Raw genomic sequence first — 15,823 nt, 5'->3', positions numbered from 1 at the left:
CATTGAAGGGGGATGGCTTATAGTCTGGCCAGCGCAAGGGGCGCATCGTTCAATTTCAGGAGAAGGCATGGGCCGACACCTCGTGGTATGCCTGGACGGCACCAACAACCGCTTCAGCCTTCAACCCACGAATATTATCCGGCTGGTGCGGTGCGTGTCTGCCGACCCGGCCCAGGTGCTGTCGTACTACGACCAGGGCGTGGGCACCTTCGGGGTGCGCGAAACGCTGTTCGAATGGCAGAAACTGCCCTCGCGCCTGTGCGGGCTGGCGTTCGGCTGGGGCCTGAAGCGCACCGTGGGCGGCGCCTATCGCTTCCTGGCCGAGCACTGGCAGGAGGGCGACCGTATTTCCCTGTTCGGCTTTTCCCGCGGTGCCTATGCGGTTCGGGCCCTGGCGGCCTTGATCGACGCCATCGGCCTGGTGGCCGGCCACGAGGCCCACCTGTTCGATTACGCCTGGGCCATGTTGCAGGCCCGCGGCGGCAGCGGTGAGCCGGCATTCAAGCTGCAGGACGAGTTCAAGCAGACCTTTGGCCGCCCGGTGCGGATTCATCTGCTGGGGTTGTTCGACACGGTCAAATCGGTGGGCTGGATCTACGATCCGCTGGTGCTGCCGTATACCGCCAGCAATGCCGTGGTCGACCATGTGCGCCATGCCCTGTCGATCGACGAGCGCCGCTGCTTCTTTCGGCCCAACCTATGGCGCAAGCGCGACAGCCAGGTGACCGATGTACGCCAGGTGTGGTTCGCCGGCGTCCACAGCGACGTGGGCGGTGGCTACCCACCCGATCAGGCCGGCCCGGCCTTGTTGGCCCTGCGCTGGATGCTGGGCGAGGCCCGGGCCCTGGGCCTGCCGTTGGATGCAGACCGCTGCGCCCGCGAGTTGCAGCTGCTGGTAGCCGGCGGGCCGGGGCAATTGCACGACTCCATGACCTGGCGCTGGAAACTGGCCGAATGGCTGCCGCGCCGGGCCTGGAGTTTCAGCCTGCACAAACGGGTATTCGCGATCGGCAGCATGCCGCCGTTTGGCCAGCCTCGGCCACGCTACATTGCCGAAAAGGCCCTGGTGCACCGCTCGGTGGTGCAGCGGATCGACAGCGGTGATTACGACCCGATGAACCTGCCAGGTGAGTTCGAGGTGGTCGACGACCAGCCCATGCAGCAGCCCGGTGCCCCGGTGAGGGCTGGTGTGTCAGCGAGCGTTTGAAGCGGCTGTACAGGACGCGACCAGCACTTCCTGCAACGCCTGCGCCGCCGCCGACAACTTATGGTCGGCCAGGCGCATCAGGCCAATGCGCCGTTCCACCCGTGGTTCGTCCAAGGCCACGCAGCAGGCCCCCAGTTCCTGCATCTGGGCGATGCACAGCGACGGCACCGCGCTGACCCCCAGGCCGCTGGCGACCATGCGCCCCACGGTGCTCAACTGGTGGCTTTCGAATGCCACCGACAATTTGCCATGGGCGGCGGCCAGGTCCTGCTCCAGCAGCAAGCGCACCGCCGATGGCCGTTGCAGGGTGACGAAGTCCTCGCGCAACAGCTCCTGCCAACTGATCTGCTGGCGCCGGGCCAGGGGCGAGTCTGCCGGTACCACGGCGACGAAGCGGTCGAGGTAAAACGGCGTGAACACCAGGCCCTGGGTGGACGCCGGTTCGAAGCCGATGCCCAGTTCGACCCGGCGGTGGCGGACCATTTCCAGCACCTGTTCGTTGATCACGTCATGCACCGCCACGTTGACCCTGGGGTGGCGGTCACGAAAGCGTTTCAGCGCCGGTGGCAGCAGGTTGCCGGCGAAGGAGGGCATGGCGGCGATGGACACCTTGCCGGTCTGCAGGGTGAAGTGTTGGCGCAGCAGTTCTTCGGCGTTGTCCCAGTCGGCCAGCAGTTGCCGGGCCAGGGGCACGAGTGTTTCGCCTTCGGGGGTCAGGGCCACGCTCCGCGTGGTGCGCGTCAGCAGCGGGCCGCCCAGGTCTTCCTCCAGGGCCTTGATGGTCAGGCTCAAGGCCGGTTGCGACAGGTGCAGGCGCTCGCCGGCCTGGGCGAAGCTCAGGGTCTGGGCCACGGCGAGGAAGGCGCGCAGCTGTTTGATGTTCATTGTTTTGCGAACCCAATCAATCCATCAGAAAAACAAAATTAACAAATTACTGCCATGGCGAGAAGATGAACCCTGGGCGCGTTGGCAGCTAAGCTGCCTAGGGTCTGTATGACATGTATTCCAGCGAAGGCCAGGCAAGGCGAAAACAGGCGAGGAAGCGGAGTTTACGTGGTGTAAATGAGCATTCCGAGCCTGTTTCCAACGCAGTATGGGCGAGTGGGGATGCATTTCGTACAGAGCCTGAAGCCCTACAACGACAAAAAAGGCGGATCGACATGGCGGGACTCGACAAGCGAGTGGCAACCTATGAAGAGGCCTTGGCTGGCCTGACCGACAACATGACAGTGCTGTCCGGCGGCTTTGGCCTGTGTGGCATCCCGGAAAACCTCATTGCCCACATCAAGCGCATGGGCGTGCGTGGCCTGACCGTGGTATCCAACAACTGTGGGGTCGATGGCTTTGGCCTGGGCGTGCTGCTGGAAGACCGGCAGATCCGCAAGATGATCGCCTCCTACGTGGGCGAGAACGCCCTGTTCGAACGCCAGTTGCTCGATGGCGAACTGGAGGTGGACCTCACTCCCCAAGGCACCCTGGCGGAAAAATTGCGCGCCGGCGGCGCCGGTATCCCGGCCTTCTACACCGCCACCGGCTATGGCACGCCGGTGGCCGAAGGCAAGGAAGTGCGCGAGTTCAAGGGCCGCAAGTACATCCTCGAAGAAGCCATCACCGGTGACTTCGCCATCGTCAAGGGCTGGAAGGCCGACCATTTCGGCAACGTCATCTACCGCCACACGGCGCAGAATTTCAACCCGCTGGCCGCCGCCGCCGGAAAAATCACCGTGGTCGAGGTGGAAGAGATCGTCGAGCCTGGCCAACTGCCCGCCAGCCAGATCCACACCCCCGGCATCTACGTGGACCGGGTGATCCTCGGCACCTTCGAAAAGCGTATCGAAAAGCGCACCGTCAAGGCCTGACGCCTGGCCCCACAGAACAACAAGAGGTGTTGTACATGGCACTTACCCGCGAACAGATGGCCCAGCGCGTGGCCCGCGAACTCAAGGATGGCTACTACGTGAACCTGGGCATCGGCATCCCGACCCTGGTGGCCAACTACGTCCCCGCCGGCATCGACGTGATGCTGCAATCGGAAAACGGCCTGTTGGGCATGGGCGAATTTCCCACCGAGCAGACCCTCGACGCCGACATGATCAACGCCGGCAAACAAACGGTGACCGCCCGCGCCGGGGCATCCATTTTCGACTCTGCGCAGTCGTTCGCCATGATCCGCGGTGGGCATGTGGACCTCACGGTGCTGGGCGCCTTCGAAGTGGACGTGCAGGGCAACATCGCCTCGTGGATGATCCCCGGCAAGCTGGTCAAGGGCATGGGCGGTGCCATGGACCTGGTGGCCGGTGCCGAGAACATCATCGTCACCATGACCCACGCCTCCAAGGACGGCGAGTCCAAGCTGCTCCCCCGGTGCAGCCTGCCGCTGACCGGTGCGGGTTGTATCCGCAAGGTGCTGACCGACTTGGCGTACCTGGAGATCGAGGACGGTGCCTTCATCCTGCGCGAAAGGGCGCCGGGCATCAGTGTGGAAGAGATCATCGCCAAGACGGCAGGCAAGCTGATCGTGCCGGATGATGTGATCGAAATGCAGTTCTGATGGCCGGAACGTACCCGGCCCCTCAGGGGACGCCGCCGATAACAATAAAAACTGGGAAATACCATGGCTGTAGACATTGAAGAGAGCCGCTATGCGCGCTTTGCCCTGCGTTGCTCCACCTGGGCCGAACGCTGGTTCCCCGACGCCTGGGTGTTCGCCGCCGTCGCAGTAGTGGCGGTGGCCCTGGCCGCCCTGGCCATTGGCGCCAAACCCACTGACACCGCCACCGCTTTCGGCGATGGCTTCTGGAGCCTGATCCCGTTCACCATGCAGATGGCGTTCGTGGTCATCGGTGGTTATGTGGTCGCCAGTTCGCCGCCGGCAGTGAGGTTGATCGACCGCTTGGCACGCCTGCCGGGCAATGGCCGCTCGGCGGTGGCCTGGGTGGCGTTGATCTCCATGCTGGCGTCGCTGCTCAACTGGGGCCTGTCCCTGGTGTTCGGTGGCTTGCTGGTGCGCGCCCTGGCCCGACGCACCGACCTGAAGATGGACTACCGCGCCGCCGGTGCCGCTGCCTACCTGGGCCTGGGCGCGGTGTGGGCACTGGGGCTGTCGTCCTCGGCGGCGCAATTGCAGGCCAACCCCGGCAGCCTGCCGCCCTCTATCCTGGCCATCACCGGCGTCATTCCCTTCACGCAGACGATCTTCCTGTGGCAATCCGGGGTGCTGCTCGCCGTGTTGGTAGTGGTGTCACTGGCGATTGCCTATGCCACTGCGCCCGGCCCAGGCAGCGCCCGCGATGCCCAGGCCTGTGGTGTCGACCCCAGCTTCAGCGCGCCGCCCCAGGCGGGGCGCAGCCGCCCTGGGGAATGGCTGGAGCACAGCCCGTTGTTGACAGTATTGCTGGTGCTGCTGGCCGCCGGCTGGCTGTACCACGAGTTCGCCACCAAGCCGATGCTCACCGCGATTTCCGGGCTCAATACCTACAACTTCCTGTTCATCATGCTTGGCGCCTTGTTGCACTGGCGGCCACGCAGCTTCCTCGACGCCGTGGCGCGCGCGGTGCCGACCACCACCGGGGTGCTGATCCAGTTCCCGCTGTACGGTTCCATCGCCGCGATCCTGACCACGGTCAAGGGCGGTGATGGCCAGGCCCTGGCTCACCACATCTCGACCTTTTTCGTGCAGATCGCCTCCCATGACACCTACGCGTTGCTGATGGGCGTGTACTCCGCCGTGCTGGGCTTTTTCATCCCATCGGGCGGCGGCAAGTGGATCATCGAAGCGCCGTACGTGATGCAAGTGGCCAACGACCTGAAGTATCACCTGGGCTGGGCTGTGCAGATCTACAACGCCGCCGAGGCGCTGCCCAACCTGATCAACCCGTTCTACATGCTGCCGCTGCTGGGCGTGCTGGGGCTCAAGGCCCGGGACCTGATCGGCTTCAGCTTCGTGCAATTGCTGGTGCATGCGCCCCTGGTGCTGGTGCTGTTGTGGGCGCTGGGCACCACCTTGCAGTATGTGCCGCCGTTGGCGCCGTGATCAGGCCGGGGTCGTGAAGGCGTAAGCCCGCTGCACCTGGGCCACGCGGGTGATGCACTGCCGGTACCATTGCTCGCGCCCTCTGGCGCGGGCATCGGTGTGTTCGGCATGGTGTTTCCAGGCCAGAATCGCGGCCTCGCTGGCCCAGTACGACACGGTGATCCCCAGGCCGTCCTCGCCACGGGCCGACTCCACGCCCAGGAACCCGGGTTGCTCGGCCGCCAGGCTGACCATGCGCTCGGCCACTTCGCCGTAGCCGTCGTCGATCTCGGTGCGGGTCGAGGTAAAGATCACGGCGAAGTAAGGCGGCTGCGGCGTCTTCGCGAACATCCTCAAACCCTCCGCTGTGCAGCGTGCAACAGCGCGGTCAACAAAGGTGGTACGCGGTCTTCCAGCGCCGCGCGCTCGGGTTGGAACAGGGTGGCGACGAAGAACGGGTGGCCTTCCAGGTGCACGGCGCGCACTTCGCCGTTTGCGTCGCGGGCACAGGGGCGCAACGGCCCGGCCAGCAGCGCTTCGGCGAACGCAGGGTTGAGCCCGTAGTTGCAGTGGTAGCCTTCCTCGATCGCCAACCCCTCATAGGCCTGGGCAATCAGCGTGCCCGGTTGCAGGTGCAGGGTGCCGCGTACCTCCACCAGCGAACAGCTCAGCGGGCTGATGATGGCCCGTGCCGCCTGCGGGGTGCTTTCGCCGTGCTCGGCGTCCGCCCAGCCGAGCGCGTTGCGGGCGTACTCCAGCAACGCGTGCTGGAAGCCCGCGCAGGTACCCAGGAATGGAATGCGCTGCTCCCGGGCATGGCGGATAGCGGCCAGGGCGCCCTCCAGGCTGCGATAAGGGCTGCCTGGCATGCACCAGAAGGCATCGAACGGTTGCGCCAGGGTGCCGGCGCTGATCTGGTCAGTCGCCAGGCAACGAGCCTCGACACTCAGGCCCAAGGCTCTGGCCGCCAAGGGCAGGGCGGCCTGGATGGCGCGATGGGCAGTGATGGACGCATCAAAATCGCCGACCAGGGCGATCTGCAGTGGGCGCGTGGATGACATGGGCTGTGTTCCTTCAGTGAGCCTTGCCGGGTGGCTGGGGGCTACTATAGGCTGGCGTCAGCGCAATCAATATTGGCATTTCGGCAAAGTATCCGTGCATTCATGCAATATCGAATCAACCATCAAGACCTCACGCTGATCCTCGCCCTGGTACGGGCAGGCGCGTTGGCGCGGGCGGCCGAGTTGCTGAGGGTCGATGTGTCTACGGTGTTCCGTTCCATTCGCCGCCTGGAGTCGGCGCTGGGCCAGTCGTTGTTCGAGAAGAGCCGGGCGGGGTACCTGCCCACGGCGTTGGCGTTGAGCCTGGCAGCCCAGGCGGAACAGGCCGAGCAAGCGTTGCAGGTGGCGCAGGTCAGCGTCGAGCAGGGCGGTGAAGTGGTGAGCGGTACGGTGCGCCTGACCTGTACTGATGCCGTGTTGCAGCACGTGCTGCTGCCGGCCCTGGCGATGTTCATGCCGCGCTACCCGGCACTGGCGCTGGAACTGACCACCAGCAACGACTTCGCCAACCTGACCCGGCGTGACGCCGATCTGGCCCTGCGCCTCACCCAGGCACCGCCCGAGCACCTGGTGGGTTGCCGACTGGGGTCGGTGCCTTACCGGGTAGGCGCGAGCCAGGGGTATCTTGATACCTGCGGCACGGCTGACCTGGCGCAGATGCATTGGATCGCCGCAGATGACTTCATACCCGACCACCCGGGCGTGGCCTGGCGGCGCGAGCATTTGCCCAGCGTCACCCCCATGTACCGGGCCAGTTCGATGCTGGCGGTGGCGCAACTGGTGCGTGGAGGGCTGGGCGTGGCGGTGTTGCCGCCGTTCCTGATGCAGGGGCTGGTGCCACTGGGCGAGCCGCTGGCCGGCCACGACAGCGCCCTGTGGCTGCTGACCCGGCCGGATTGCCGTGCACTGCGTTCGGTGGTGACCTTGTTCAACGAACTGCGTTCGGCCATTTCGTGGCAGGCCATGGTTGATGACCTGCCTATCGCGGGAACGGGCTAGTGCGCCTGGTACCCGGCTTCATGGCATGCCATTGGCCCCGTACAGCGCAAAGCCTTCACGGCCCTGAAGCCGCTGATAGTAGGCTTCCACGGCGGGTAACCGGGCATGCTCGATGGGCGTCATCTTCCAGCGGTTTACCGAGAGCCCCAGTACCACATCGGCCAAGGTGAACGCGGCGCCGGTGACATACGCCCCGGTGTGTGCCAACTGCCCCTCCAGAATGCCCATCATGCGGTTCCACTCGGCGGTACCCGCGGCCAGCTTGGCAGCGTCCTGGCAGGTCGGGTCCTGGCGGATCAGGGCGGTGAACGGGTACCGCCACGCCGGGTTCAACTCTGTGGCCTGCCAATCCATCCACTGTTCCACCTGCGCGCGGGCGTGGGCATTGCCGGGCAGCAAACCCTGGTCGCCGTGCTTGGCGGCCAGGTAGCGGCAAATGGTGTTGGACTCCCACAGTGCGCCGGCCTCGTCCACCAATACAGGCACCTGGCCGTTGGGGTTCAGGCGCAGGTAGTCATGGGTGTGGGTCGAGGCGAAGCCGTTGCCGTAGTCCTCGCGAATGAAGCCGACCCCCAGCTCGTGCAACGTCCATAACACCTTGCGCACGTTGATCGAAGTGTCGCGCCCCAGTAGGCGAACGGGCATGTCCATGGTGCAATCCTGTGCGGGCCGATAGGAACTGTTGAATCTACCCTGTCGGCCCGGTATCCGTCACGGTTTGCTGGTGGTGCTCGAAGGGCTGTCGGGCTTGGTGTTGCTGTTGCCCATGGAGCTGCCTTCGGGATTGCCACTTTGCGCAGGCTTGATCGGCTGGCTGCCCGACGGCATGTCCGGGCCGGCGGAGCCGTCGGTGTTGCCGTTCTGCATGCGGGTGCCCGTGCCGCTGGGCACGCCGATTTCCGCCGGCGTGGTGCCGATGGCGCCATTGGGGTTGGCGGGGTTGGTGGGCCCGGTGCTGTCATCGGCGAAGGCGCCGGCGCTGAGCAGGGTGGTCAGGGCCAGGGCGGCCCAACGGGAAGTATTCATGAACTGTCTCCTTTCCATGATGGCTACAGGCATTGGGCTGCGCGAGGGATGGCAAGGTGCCCGCACGCCGACAGGCGGTTGACGGCGCGGTGCGGGCGGGGGTATGTTTCCCCCATGAACCTATCCCTGTCGCTGCCCGCCATGAGCCTTATTATTACCGCCATTCCTCATTTGGCGGGCTAGCTGGCAGCTGCACCGAACCCGCCCTCGTGGCGGGTTTTTCTTGAAACGTCACCAGGGCTCCGACCAGAACGGAGACCGCACTGTGAGTGACACCGCCACCGCCCAGCTTGCCTGGTATGCCCGCAAGACCCTGGAAGCCAAGGTCTACGACCTGGCCGTCGAAACACCCCTGCAAGCAGCGCCGGCATTGTCCGCGCGCCTGGGCAACCAGATTCTGCTCAAGCGCGAAGACCTGCAGCCCACGTACTCGTTCAAGATTCGCGGCGCCTGCAACAAACTGGCGCAACTGACGGCTGCCGAGCGCGCGGCCGGGGTGGTGACGGCCTCGGCGGGCAACCATGCCCAGGGTGTGGCACTGGCGGCGCGCGAGCTGGGCATCAAGGCCGTCATCGTGATGCCTGAGACGACTCCGCAGTTGAAAGTTGACGGTGTGCTGTCCCGCGGTGGCCAGGCGGTGCTGCACGGCCCGGCGTTTCCCCAGGCCCTGGCCCACGCGCTGGAGCTGGCCAAGCAAGGGATGACCTTTGTCCCACCGTTCGACGACCCGGACGTGATCGCCGGGCAGGGCACCGTGGCCATGGAAATCCTGCGGCAACAGCCTGATGGCCTGGACGCCATCTTCGTGCCGGTGGGCGGCGGTGGTTTGATCGCCGGCATTGCCGCCTACGTCAAATACCTGCGCCCGCACATCCGCGTCATCGGTGTCGAATCCGAGGGCTCCAACTGCCTGCAGGCGGCGTTGGCGGCGGGGGAGAGGGTGGTGCTGGGCCAGGTCGATACCTTCGCCGACGGCGTGGCGGTGGCGCAGATCGGTGCGCACTGTTTCGACATCTGCCGCGTGTGGGTGGACGAAGTGATCACCGTCAGCAACGACGAGCTGGGGGCGGCGATCAAGGATATCTACGACGACACGCGCTCCATCACCGAGCCGTCGGGGGCATTGGCGGTGGCGGGCATCAAGCGTTACGTGGCGACGCGGGGTGTTCGCGGGCAGACGCTGGTGGCCATCGATTCGGGGGCCAACGTCAATTTCGATCGTCTGGGGGATTTCGCCGAGCGGGCGGGAAGGTGTGGCAGGCAGGAAACGGTGTGTTGACGGTTTCCGCGTATCGCCCGGTCTTGCAGCACCGAGTGATACGCGGATATCAGGCGGCGGGGTTGATCAGACGACAACCGACAGCAGCATGATGAAGGCCAGCGCCACCACGGAGAGGATGGTTTCCATCATGCTCCAGGTTTTGAAGGTCTCGGCCACGGTCATGTTGAAGTACTGCTTCACCAGCCAGAAGCCGGCGTCGTTGACGTGGGACAGAATCACCGAACCCGCGCCGGCGGCCAGCACCAGCAGTTCGCGGTTCACGCCCGGGATCAGGTCGACCACCGGGGCGACGATACCGGCGCCGGTGATGGTGGCCACGGTAGCGGAACCCGTGGCGATGCGGATCACCGCCGCCACCAGCCAGGCCAGCAGGATCGGCGATACATGAGCCTGTACCGCCATTTCACCGATCACGTTGCCCACGCCGGTGTCCACCAGCATCTGCTTGAAGCCGCCACCGGCACCCACGATCAGGATGATCGCAGCCGTCGGCGCCAGGCTCTGGTCCAGCAGCTTCATGATCTTGGTGCGGTCAAAGCCACGGGCATAGCCGAAGGTGTAGAACGCCAGCAGCAGGGCGGCCAGCAGCGCGGTGATCGGGTGGCCGATCAGGTCCATCCACTGGCGGAAGATGTGCTCGGCCGGCAGGAACACGTCGGCGAAGGTCTTGAGCAGCATCAGGAACACCGGCAGCAGCACGGTAATCAGGGTCACGCTGAAGCTGGGCAGGTTCTCGTGCTGCGATTCCTTGGCGATCTGGTCCATCAGTTCGGTGGACGGGTTCCCCGGCACGTACTTGGAGATGAAGCTGCCGAACAGCGGGCCGGCGATGACGGCGGTCGGCAGGCCGACGATCAGGCCGTAGAAGATGGTCTTGCCGATGTCAGCCTTGAAGATGCCGATGGCCAGCAGCGGGCCCGGGTGCGGCGGCACCAGGCCGTGCACCACCGACAGGCCGGCCAGCAGCGGAATGCCGATCTTGACCAGCGATACGCCGGAACGGCGGGCGACGATGAACACCAGCGGAATCAGCAGCACGAAGCCGATTTCGAAGAACAGCGGAATGCCTACCAGGAAGGCCGAGCACATCATGGCCCAGTGCACTTTCTGCTTGCCAAAGGCGCGGATCAGGGTCTGGGCGATCTGGTCGGCACCCCCGGAGTCGGCCATCAGCTTGCCGAGCATGGTGCCCAGGGCCAGCACGATACCGACGAAGCCCAGTACGCCACCGAAGCCGTCCTGGAACGATTTCATCACCTTGGCCACGGGCATGCCCGAGGTCAGGCCGAGGAAGCCGGCGGCGATGGTCAGCGCCACGAACGGGTGAACCTTGAGCTTGGTGATCAGCAGCACGAGCCCGACGATGGTAATCAGGGCGTCGAGCAAGAGATAGGTGTTAGTCGGTAGACCCAGCATCAGGGTATGCCTCTTCTTGTTGTGGTCGGAGCAATAATAGTTGAGGTAGCGCTGTCTTGTTCGGCGTCATGAAATCACGCCGAATGAGGCAACGAAGCGCCGTCCCGGTTGTGCAGCCAGGCATCGACGGTCTCGGCCAACTCGGTGATCGGTTGGCTCGCATCCAGTGGCAGGGTCAGCGGCTCCCCGATCGGCGATTCAAGGGTGGCGAACTGGCTGTCGATCAGGCTGGCAGGCATGAAATGATCGGGGCGATGGTTGACGCGCTCGGCGGCTTCCTCGCGCGACAGTTGCAGGAACACGAAGCCCAGGCCCGGCACGGCGGCGCGCAGTTTGTCGCGGTAGGCGCGCTTGAGCGCCGAGCAGGTCAGGATGGCGCGCTCGCCACTGGCCACGCACGCACTCATTTCCTCGCCGAGGCGGGTCAGCCAGCCAGCGCGGTCTTCGTCGTCGAGGGGGATTCCAGCGGACATTTTCTTGATGTTGGCGGCAGGGTGGAACACGTCACCTTCAATCAGGCGACCTCCGCTACGCTGGCTGATAGCATTGCCGACGCTGCTCTTGCCGCAGCCCGCAACACCCATCACCACGATCGCGGAAAGAGGGAAAACCATCGGTATCTCCTGCAGGAACAGCGCGTGCAGAGGATCCTTGGAAAGGCTACCCCAGCGGCGACTGCGCCCTGATCTTATTGATATGTTTTGAGCAGCCTTTGCCCTGGGAGTTGCACTTGGTGAAATAATTTCACCATTGCCCTGTGCTAAAGACAGCGCTACCTTAGCCGCCACCCCTATTAATGGCAAGTCGAAAACAATAAGACCCATGACCCGAACCGGCTCTCGCACGACCGGACGCCCGACGCTTTCCGAGGTCGCGCGGCTCTCCGGCGTATCCCCCATTACCGCTTCCCGCGCCCTGCGCGGCGTGGCCACCGTGGCCCCGGCCCTGGCGTTGAAGGTGCATGAGGCGGCCCAGCAGCTGGGCTATGTGGCCAACCCGGCCGCCCGTGCGCTGGCCTCCGCGCAGAGCCAGTCCATCGTGGTGCTGGTGCCGTCGCTGTCCAACCAGCTGTTCATCGACACCCTGGAAGCCATCCATGACGTGATGCGCCCCCGGGGCCTGGAGGTGCTGATCGGCAACTCCCACTACGACATCCATGAAGAAGAAAACCTGATTCGCAACTACCTGGCCTACCAGCCCAGGGGGCTGTTGCTGACGGGGTTCGAACGCACCGAGGCCTCGCGGCGGCTGTTGGCCGCCAGCGGCGTGCCCTGCGTGCACATGATGGAACTGGACACCACGCCGGGCGTGGCCTCGGTGGGCTTTTCCCAGGAGCAGGCCGGGGCCGTGGCCGCCCGGCACTTGTTGGCCCGCGGGCGCAAGCGCCTGGCCTACATCGCTGCGCAACTCGACCCACGGGTGCTGCAACGCGGCGATGGCTTTCGCCAGACCTTGCAGGCCGCCGGCTGTTTCGACCCGGCGCTGCAATTGATGGCACCCACGCCCTCGTCCATCGGCCTGGGCGGCGAGCTGTTCAACGACCTGCTGCGTCGCCACCCGGACGTGGACGGTATCTTCTTCTGCAACGACGACCTGGCCCAGGGCGCCATTCTGGAAGCCTCGCGCCAGGGCCTCAGGATACCCGAGCAGGTGGCCATGGTGGGGTTCAACGACCTGCCGGCCTCGGCACACCTGGTGCCGCGCCTGACCTCCATCCGTACCCCGCGCGCCGCCATCGGCCGCCAGGCCGCGCAACTGCTGCTGGGCCTGCTGGACGGCAAGCCCGCCGCGCACCCCACCCAGGACCTGGGTTTCGAACTGGTGGTGCGCGAAAGCTGATCCCCGACCCTGCCGCCGTTGCCATCACCCCGGCTTGAGGGAGTTGCCCGCCCGCGGCTAGGCTGAACCCGGCCACCGCGGCATCTGCCCCCGCACCCCTTCGTACCATTTGCCCATCTGCAGCAACCACTCATCGGCGAACCGCGGGCCCACCAGTTGCAGCCCTACCGGCATGCCGTCGTCGGTGAAGCCGCAGTTGATCGACAAGGCCGGCTGTTCGCCCATGTTCCAGGGCAGGGTGAAGGCAATATGCTCGAACGGTTTCTGCGGGTCATTGCCCGGCGACGGCCAGTCGGCGGGGAAGGTATCGACCTGGTTGGTGGGGCATAGCAGCAGGTCCACCTGCTCGAAGACCTGGGCGGCGCGGCGGCGCATTTCGAAGGTCTGGTTGAAGCCTTGAACCGCCTGCACGGCGGTGTATTCGGCGGCGGGGGCGGCCCATTCACGGATGTAAGGCAACACTTTTTCAAACTGGGCGCTGCCCATGGCGCTGAGCTCGGCCCATTGGCGGGCGCGCCAGAAACGGTCCATGCCGTCCAGCAGCGAGCGGTCCATCAACGGCGCTACGCTCTGCAGCCGTGCGCCATGGGCCTGGAACAGCTTCGCCGCGGCTTCCACCAGGGCGCAGGTGCGGGCTGACGGGATGAAACCCACCCCGGGGTCCAGCAACAGACCTACCCGCAGGCCGCGCAGGGATGGCGGCGCCAGTTTCCAGTCCAGGGCCTGGGGAGGCAGGCTGGTGGCGTCGCGGCTGTCGGGCAGCGACAGGTAGCGCATCAGCAGCGCGCAGTCGTCCAGGGTACGGGTCAGGGGGCCGGCGCAGCGGCCCGTGTAGTACGGGTCGATGGGCACGCGGCCCAGGGTCGGCTTGAACCCGACCAGGCCGCACCAGCCGGCGGGCAGGCGGATGGAGCCGCCAATGTCAGTGCCTACGTGCAAAGGACCGTAACCGGCCGCGGCCGCCGCCGCGGCACCGGAGCTCGACCCCCCGGTGTTATTGGCCGGGTTCCAGGGGTTGCGGGTAATGCCATGGAAACTGGACACACCGGACGACAGCATGCCGAAATCCGGCACCGTGGTCTTGCCCAGCACAATGGCCCCGGCCTCGCGCAGGCGCGCAGCGGGTGGCGCGTCCTGGGCGGCGGGTTGCAGTACGGTGGCTGCGCTGCCTGCGGGCACCGGGCTGCCCTGGGTGGCGATCAGTTCCTTGAAGGTGACCGGTACACCGTCCAGCGGCCCACGCGGCAACCCCCTGGCCCAGCGCTCGGTGGCACCCCGGGCCTGCTCCATGACGCCTTGCGGGTCGAAGTTCCACAGGGCATTGATATGCGGTTCCCAGCGGCTGATATGGTCCACCAGGTGCTGGTAGTACTCCAAGGGCGACAGCGCCTTGCTGGCGAACATGGTCAGAAGCTGCGCGGCAGGCAGGTCTTGCAGATCGGACATCACCCTCACTCCCTGTAGGGGCAGCTGCACGCTGCAGGCTGCAAGTTGAAAGCTCAAAGCTTAGACCGAGATCGGCGCGAGGTCGCTTGAAACTTGCGGCGTGCAGCCCCCACCTCAGTGGGCGATGTTCTCCAGCGCCAGGTTGCGGGTCCTGGGCCCGAAGCCACCAATGGTCAGGGTGACGATGAGCATGCTGCTGACAATGAACGCCAGTACCCCGGGTGTGCCGAAATGCTCCAGGAAGAAACCGATCATCAGGCTGCTGAACACCGTGGACAGACGGCTGAACGAATAACAGAACCCCACCGCCCGCGCGCGAATGGGCGTCGGAAACATTTCGCTCTGGTACGAGTGGTAGCTGAACGTCAGCCAGGCGTTGCAGAAGGTGATCATCACCCCGCACACGATCAGCCCCGTCGCGCTGCTCTGGAAGGCGAACAGGGTGCCGAACAGCATGGTGCCCAGCGCCGAGCCGACGATCTGCCATTTGTTCTCGAAACGGTTGGCGATACGCATGAACAGCAACGGCCCCAAGGGGTAGGCCAAGGTGATGACGAAGGCATAGCCCAGGCTGTGGGTAATGCTCACGCCCTGGCCTGACAGCAGCGCCGGCAACCAGTTGCCGAAGCCGAAGAAACCGATGGCCTGGAACACGTTGAACACGATCAGCATCAGCGCCCGGCGTCGATAGGGGGGTTGCCAGATATCACGGAAACGGCCCTGGGCTTCAACGGGCACTGCTTCGACCTGCGGGGCGGGCAACGCCTGCCTGAAATCGTGGGCGCAACGGGCCTCGATGGGGCCCAGGATGGCTTCGGCTTCCTCGAAGCGGCCATGCTGGGCGAGCCAGCGGGGCGACTCCGGCAGGCGCGAGCGCAGCCACCAGATGAACAACGCGAACACGGCGCTGGCCAGCACCACCCAGCGCCAGCCGGAGACCCCCAATGGCGTCAGGGGCACCAGCCACCAGGACATCAATGCCACCGCCGGCACCGACAGGAACTGCACGAAAAAGGCAAAGGCGAAGGCCGAGCTGCGCATGCGCTTGGGCACCAGTTCCGACAAGTAAGCGTCGATGGTCACCAATTCGATGCCCAAGCCGATGCCGACGAAAAAGCGGCACACGATCAGCCCCAGCGCCGTGCCTTGCAGCCCCATCACCACCGTGGCGAGGGTGTACCACACCAAGGCAAAGGTGAAGATCGCCCGGCGCCCGAACCGGTCGGCGATGGGGCTCAGCACGCTGGCGCCGACGAACAGGCCCAGGAACGTCGCTGCGGCGAAAGCGGCCTGGTCGGAAACACCGAACACGCCCTGGTTACCGGCGGCGAAAATGCCGTCGCGGATCAGGCCAGGGCTGATGTAGGCGGTCTGGAACAGGTCGTACAGCTCGAAGAAGCCGCCAATCGATAGCAGCGCCACCAGTTTCCACAACGTCGCCACGGCGGGCAGGCGGTCGATGCGTGCCGAAATCAGCGCGGCGCGGTCGGGGGAAGCGGGAGCGGACATGGCGGACACCCAGTATGAATGGAGCC

The 15,823-nt window shown here is 65.3% G+C and carries 16 protein-coding genes; 7 read left to right on the top strand and 9 right to left on the bottom strand.

Going from position 1 to position 15,823, the window contains the following annotated elements; genetic code table 11:
* The first annotated feature begins 67 nt into the window (after positions 1-67).
* Complete coding sequence (locus HWQ56_RS20040; RefSeq protein ID WP_176571601.1) at positions 68-1,207, top strand: DUF2235 domain-containing protein; 1,140 nt, start codon at positions 68-70, stop codon at positions 1,205-1,207.
* Here the strand turns inward: HWQ56_RS20040 and HWQ56_RS20035 are convergent.
* Positions 1,193-2,092, bottom strand: coding sequence for a LysR family transcriptional regulator (locus HWQ56_RS20035; RefSeq protein WP_176571600.1), 900 nt, complete (start codon positions 2,090-2,092; stop codon positions 1,193-1,195). The genes HWQ56_RS20040 and HWQ56_RS20035 overlap by 15 nt on opposite strands.
* Before the next feature lie 275 nt (positions 2,093-2,367).
* On the opposite strand from HWQ56_RS20035, the gene HWQ56_RS20030 reads away from it, so the two are divergent.
* The 3 genes from HWQ56_RS20030 to HWQ56_RS20020 all read left to right on the top strand — a co-directional run bounded on the left by HWQ56_RS20030 (position 2,368) and on the right by HWQ56_RS20020 (position 5,240).
* Entirely contained in the window at positions 2,368-3,066 is a 699-nt protein-coding gene (locus HWQ56_RS20030; protein ID WP_176571599.1) for a CoA transferase subunit A, read from the top strand.
* Positions 3,067-3,101: 35 nt separating this feature from the next.
* On the top strand, positions 3,102-3,758 hold the full coding sequence (locus tag HWQ56_RS20025; protein ID WP_176571598.1) for a CoA transferase subunit B: 657 nt from the start codon (positions 3,102-3,104) through the stop codon (positions 3,756-3,758).
* 63 nt (positions 3,759-3,821) lie between these two features.
* Positions 3,822-5,240: a short-chain fatty acid transporter gene (locus HWQ56_RS20020; RefSeq protein ID WP_158153998.1), complete on the top strand. Its 1,419-nt coding sequence runs from the start codon at positions 3,822-3,824 to the stop codon at positions 5,238-5,240.
* Here the strand turns inward: HWQ56_RS20020 and HWQ56_RS20015 are convergent, their stop codons facing one another.
* Positions 5,241-5,570 (bottom strand): antibiotic biosynthesis monooxygenase family protein, encoded by a 330-nt coding sequence (locus HWQ56_RS20015; RefSeq protein WP_176571597.1) that lies wholly within the window; start codon positions 5,568-5,570, stop codon positions 5,241-5,243. It abuts the gene before it with no gap.
* A 2-nt stretch (positions 5,571-5,572) separates the two neighbouring features.
* Entirely contained in the window at positions 5,573-6,280 is a 708-nt protein-coding gene (locus tag HWQ56_RS20010; protein WP_176571596.1) for a CTP synthase C-terminal region-related (seleno)protein, read from the bottom strand.
* Positions 6,281-6,382: 102 nt separating this feature from the next.
* Between HWQ56_RS20010 and HWQ56_RS20005 the strand changes: the two genes are divergently transcribed.
* Positions 6,383-7,279 carry a LysR family transcriptional regulator gene (locus HWQ56_RS20005; RefSeq protein WP_245217788.1) on the top strand — a complete coding sequence of 299 codons (897 nt, stop codon included), beginning with the start codon at positions 6,383-6,385 and terminating at the stop codon, positions 7,277-7,279.
* A gap of 18 nt (positions 7,280-7,297) precedes the next feature.
* Here the strand turns inward: HWQ56_RS20005 and HWQ56_RS20000 are convergent, their stop codons facing one another.
* Together HWQ56_RS20000 and HWQ56_RS19995 are read right to left on the bottom strand one after the other, a co-directional pair.
* Positions 7,298-7,930, bottom strand: a complete 633-nt coding sequence (locus HWQ56_RS20000; protein WP_176571595.1) for a glutathione S-transferase family protein — start codon at positions 7,928-7,930, stop codon at positions 7,298-7,300.
* 60 nt (positions 7,931-7,990) lie between these two features.
* Positions 7,991-8,305, bottom strand: coding sequence for a hypothetical protein (locus HWQ56_RS19995; protein ID WP_158154002.1), 315 nt, complete (start codon positions 8,303-8,305; stop codon positions 7,991-7,993).
* Positions 8,306-8,570: 265 nt separating this feature from the next.
* Here HWQ56_RS19995 and ilvA point away from each other — a divergent pair, with 265 nt between their 5' ends.
* The gene (ilvA, locus tag HWQ56_RS19990) at positions 8,571-9,584 is read left to right on the top strand and encodes a threonine ammonia-lyase, biosynthetic (protein WP_176571594.1); all 1,014 of its coding nucleotides are present in this window, start codon (positions 8,571-8,573) and stop codon (positions 9,582-9,584) included.
* Between the two features lie 66 nt (positions 9,585-9,650).
* On the opposite strand, the gene HWQ56_RS19985 is transcribed toward ilvA, so the two are convergent.
* Positions 9,651-11,003 carry a GntP family permease gene (locus tag HWQ56_RS19985; RefSeq protein WP_158154004.1) on the bottom strand — a complete coding sequence of 451 codons (1,353 nt, stop codon included), beginning with the start codon at positions 11,001-11,003 and terminating at the stop codon, positions 9,651-9,653.
* Positions 11,004-11,077: 74 nt separating this feature from the next.
* Entirely contained in the window at positions 11,078-11,617 is a 540-nt protein-coding gene (locus HWQ56_RS19980; protein WP_158154005.1) for a gluconokinase, read from the bottom strand.
* 208 nt (positions 11,618-11,825) lie between these two features.
* Here HWQ56_RS19980 and gntR point away from each other — a divergent pair, with 208 nt between their 5' ends.
* Positions 11,826-12,842 carry an HTH-type transcriptional regulator GntR gene (gene gntR / locus HWQ56_RS19975; RefSeq protein WP_176571593.1) on the top strand — a complete coding sequence of 339 codons (1,017 nt, stop codon included), beginning with the start codon at positions 11,826-11,828 and terminating at the stop codon, positions 12,840-12,842.
* 57 nt (positions 12,843-12,899) lie between these two features.
* Here the strand turns inward: gntR and HWQ56_RS19970 are convergent, their stop codons facing one another.
* Both HWQ56_RS19970 and HWQ56_RS19965 read right to left on the bottom strand, forming a co-directional pair.
* Positions 12,900-14,288 carry an amidase gene (locus HWQ56_RS19970; protein WP_158154007.1) on the bottom strand — a complete coding sequence of 463 codons (1,389 nt, stop codon included), beginning with the start codon at positions 14,286-14,288 and terminating at the stop codon, positions 12,900-12,902.
* Between the two features lie 114 nt (positions 14,289-14,402).
* Positions 14,403-15,797: an MFS transporter gene (locus tag HWQ56_RS19965; RefSeq protein ID WP_158154008.1), complete on the bottom strand. Its 1,395-nt coding sequence runs from the start codon at positions 15,795-15,797 to the stop codon at positions 14,403-14,405.
* Positions 15,798-15,823 lie beyond the last annotated feature (26 nt).

Origin of the sequence: Pseudomonas eucalypticola (genome assembly GCF_013374995.1) — a bacterium.
Lineage (GTDB): Bacteria > Pseudomonadota > Gammaproteobacteria > Pseudomonadales > Pseudomonadaceae > Aquipseudomonas > Aquipseudomonas eucalypticola.
The sequence above is the reverse complement of the archived record's forward strand: the minus strand, read 5'-3'. Positions and strand labels throughout refer to the sequence as shown.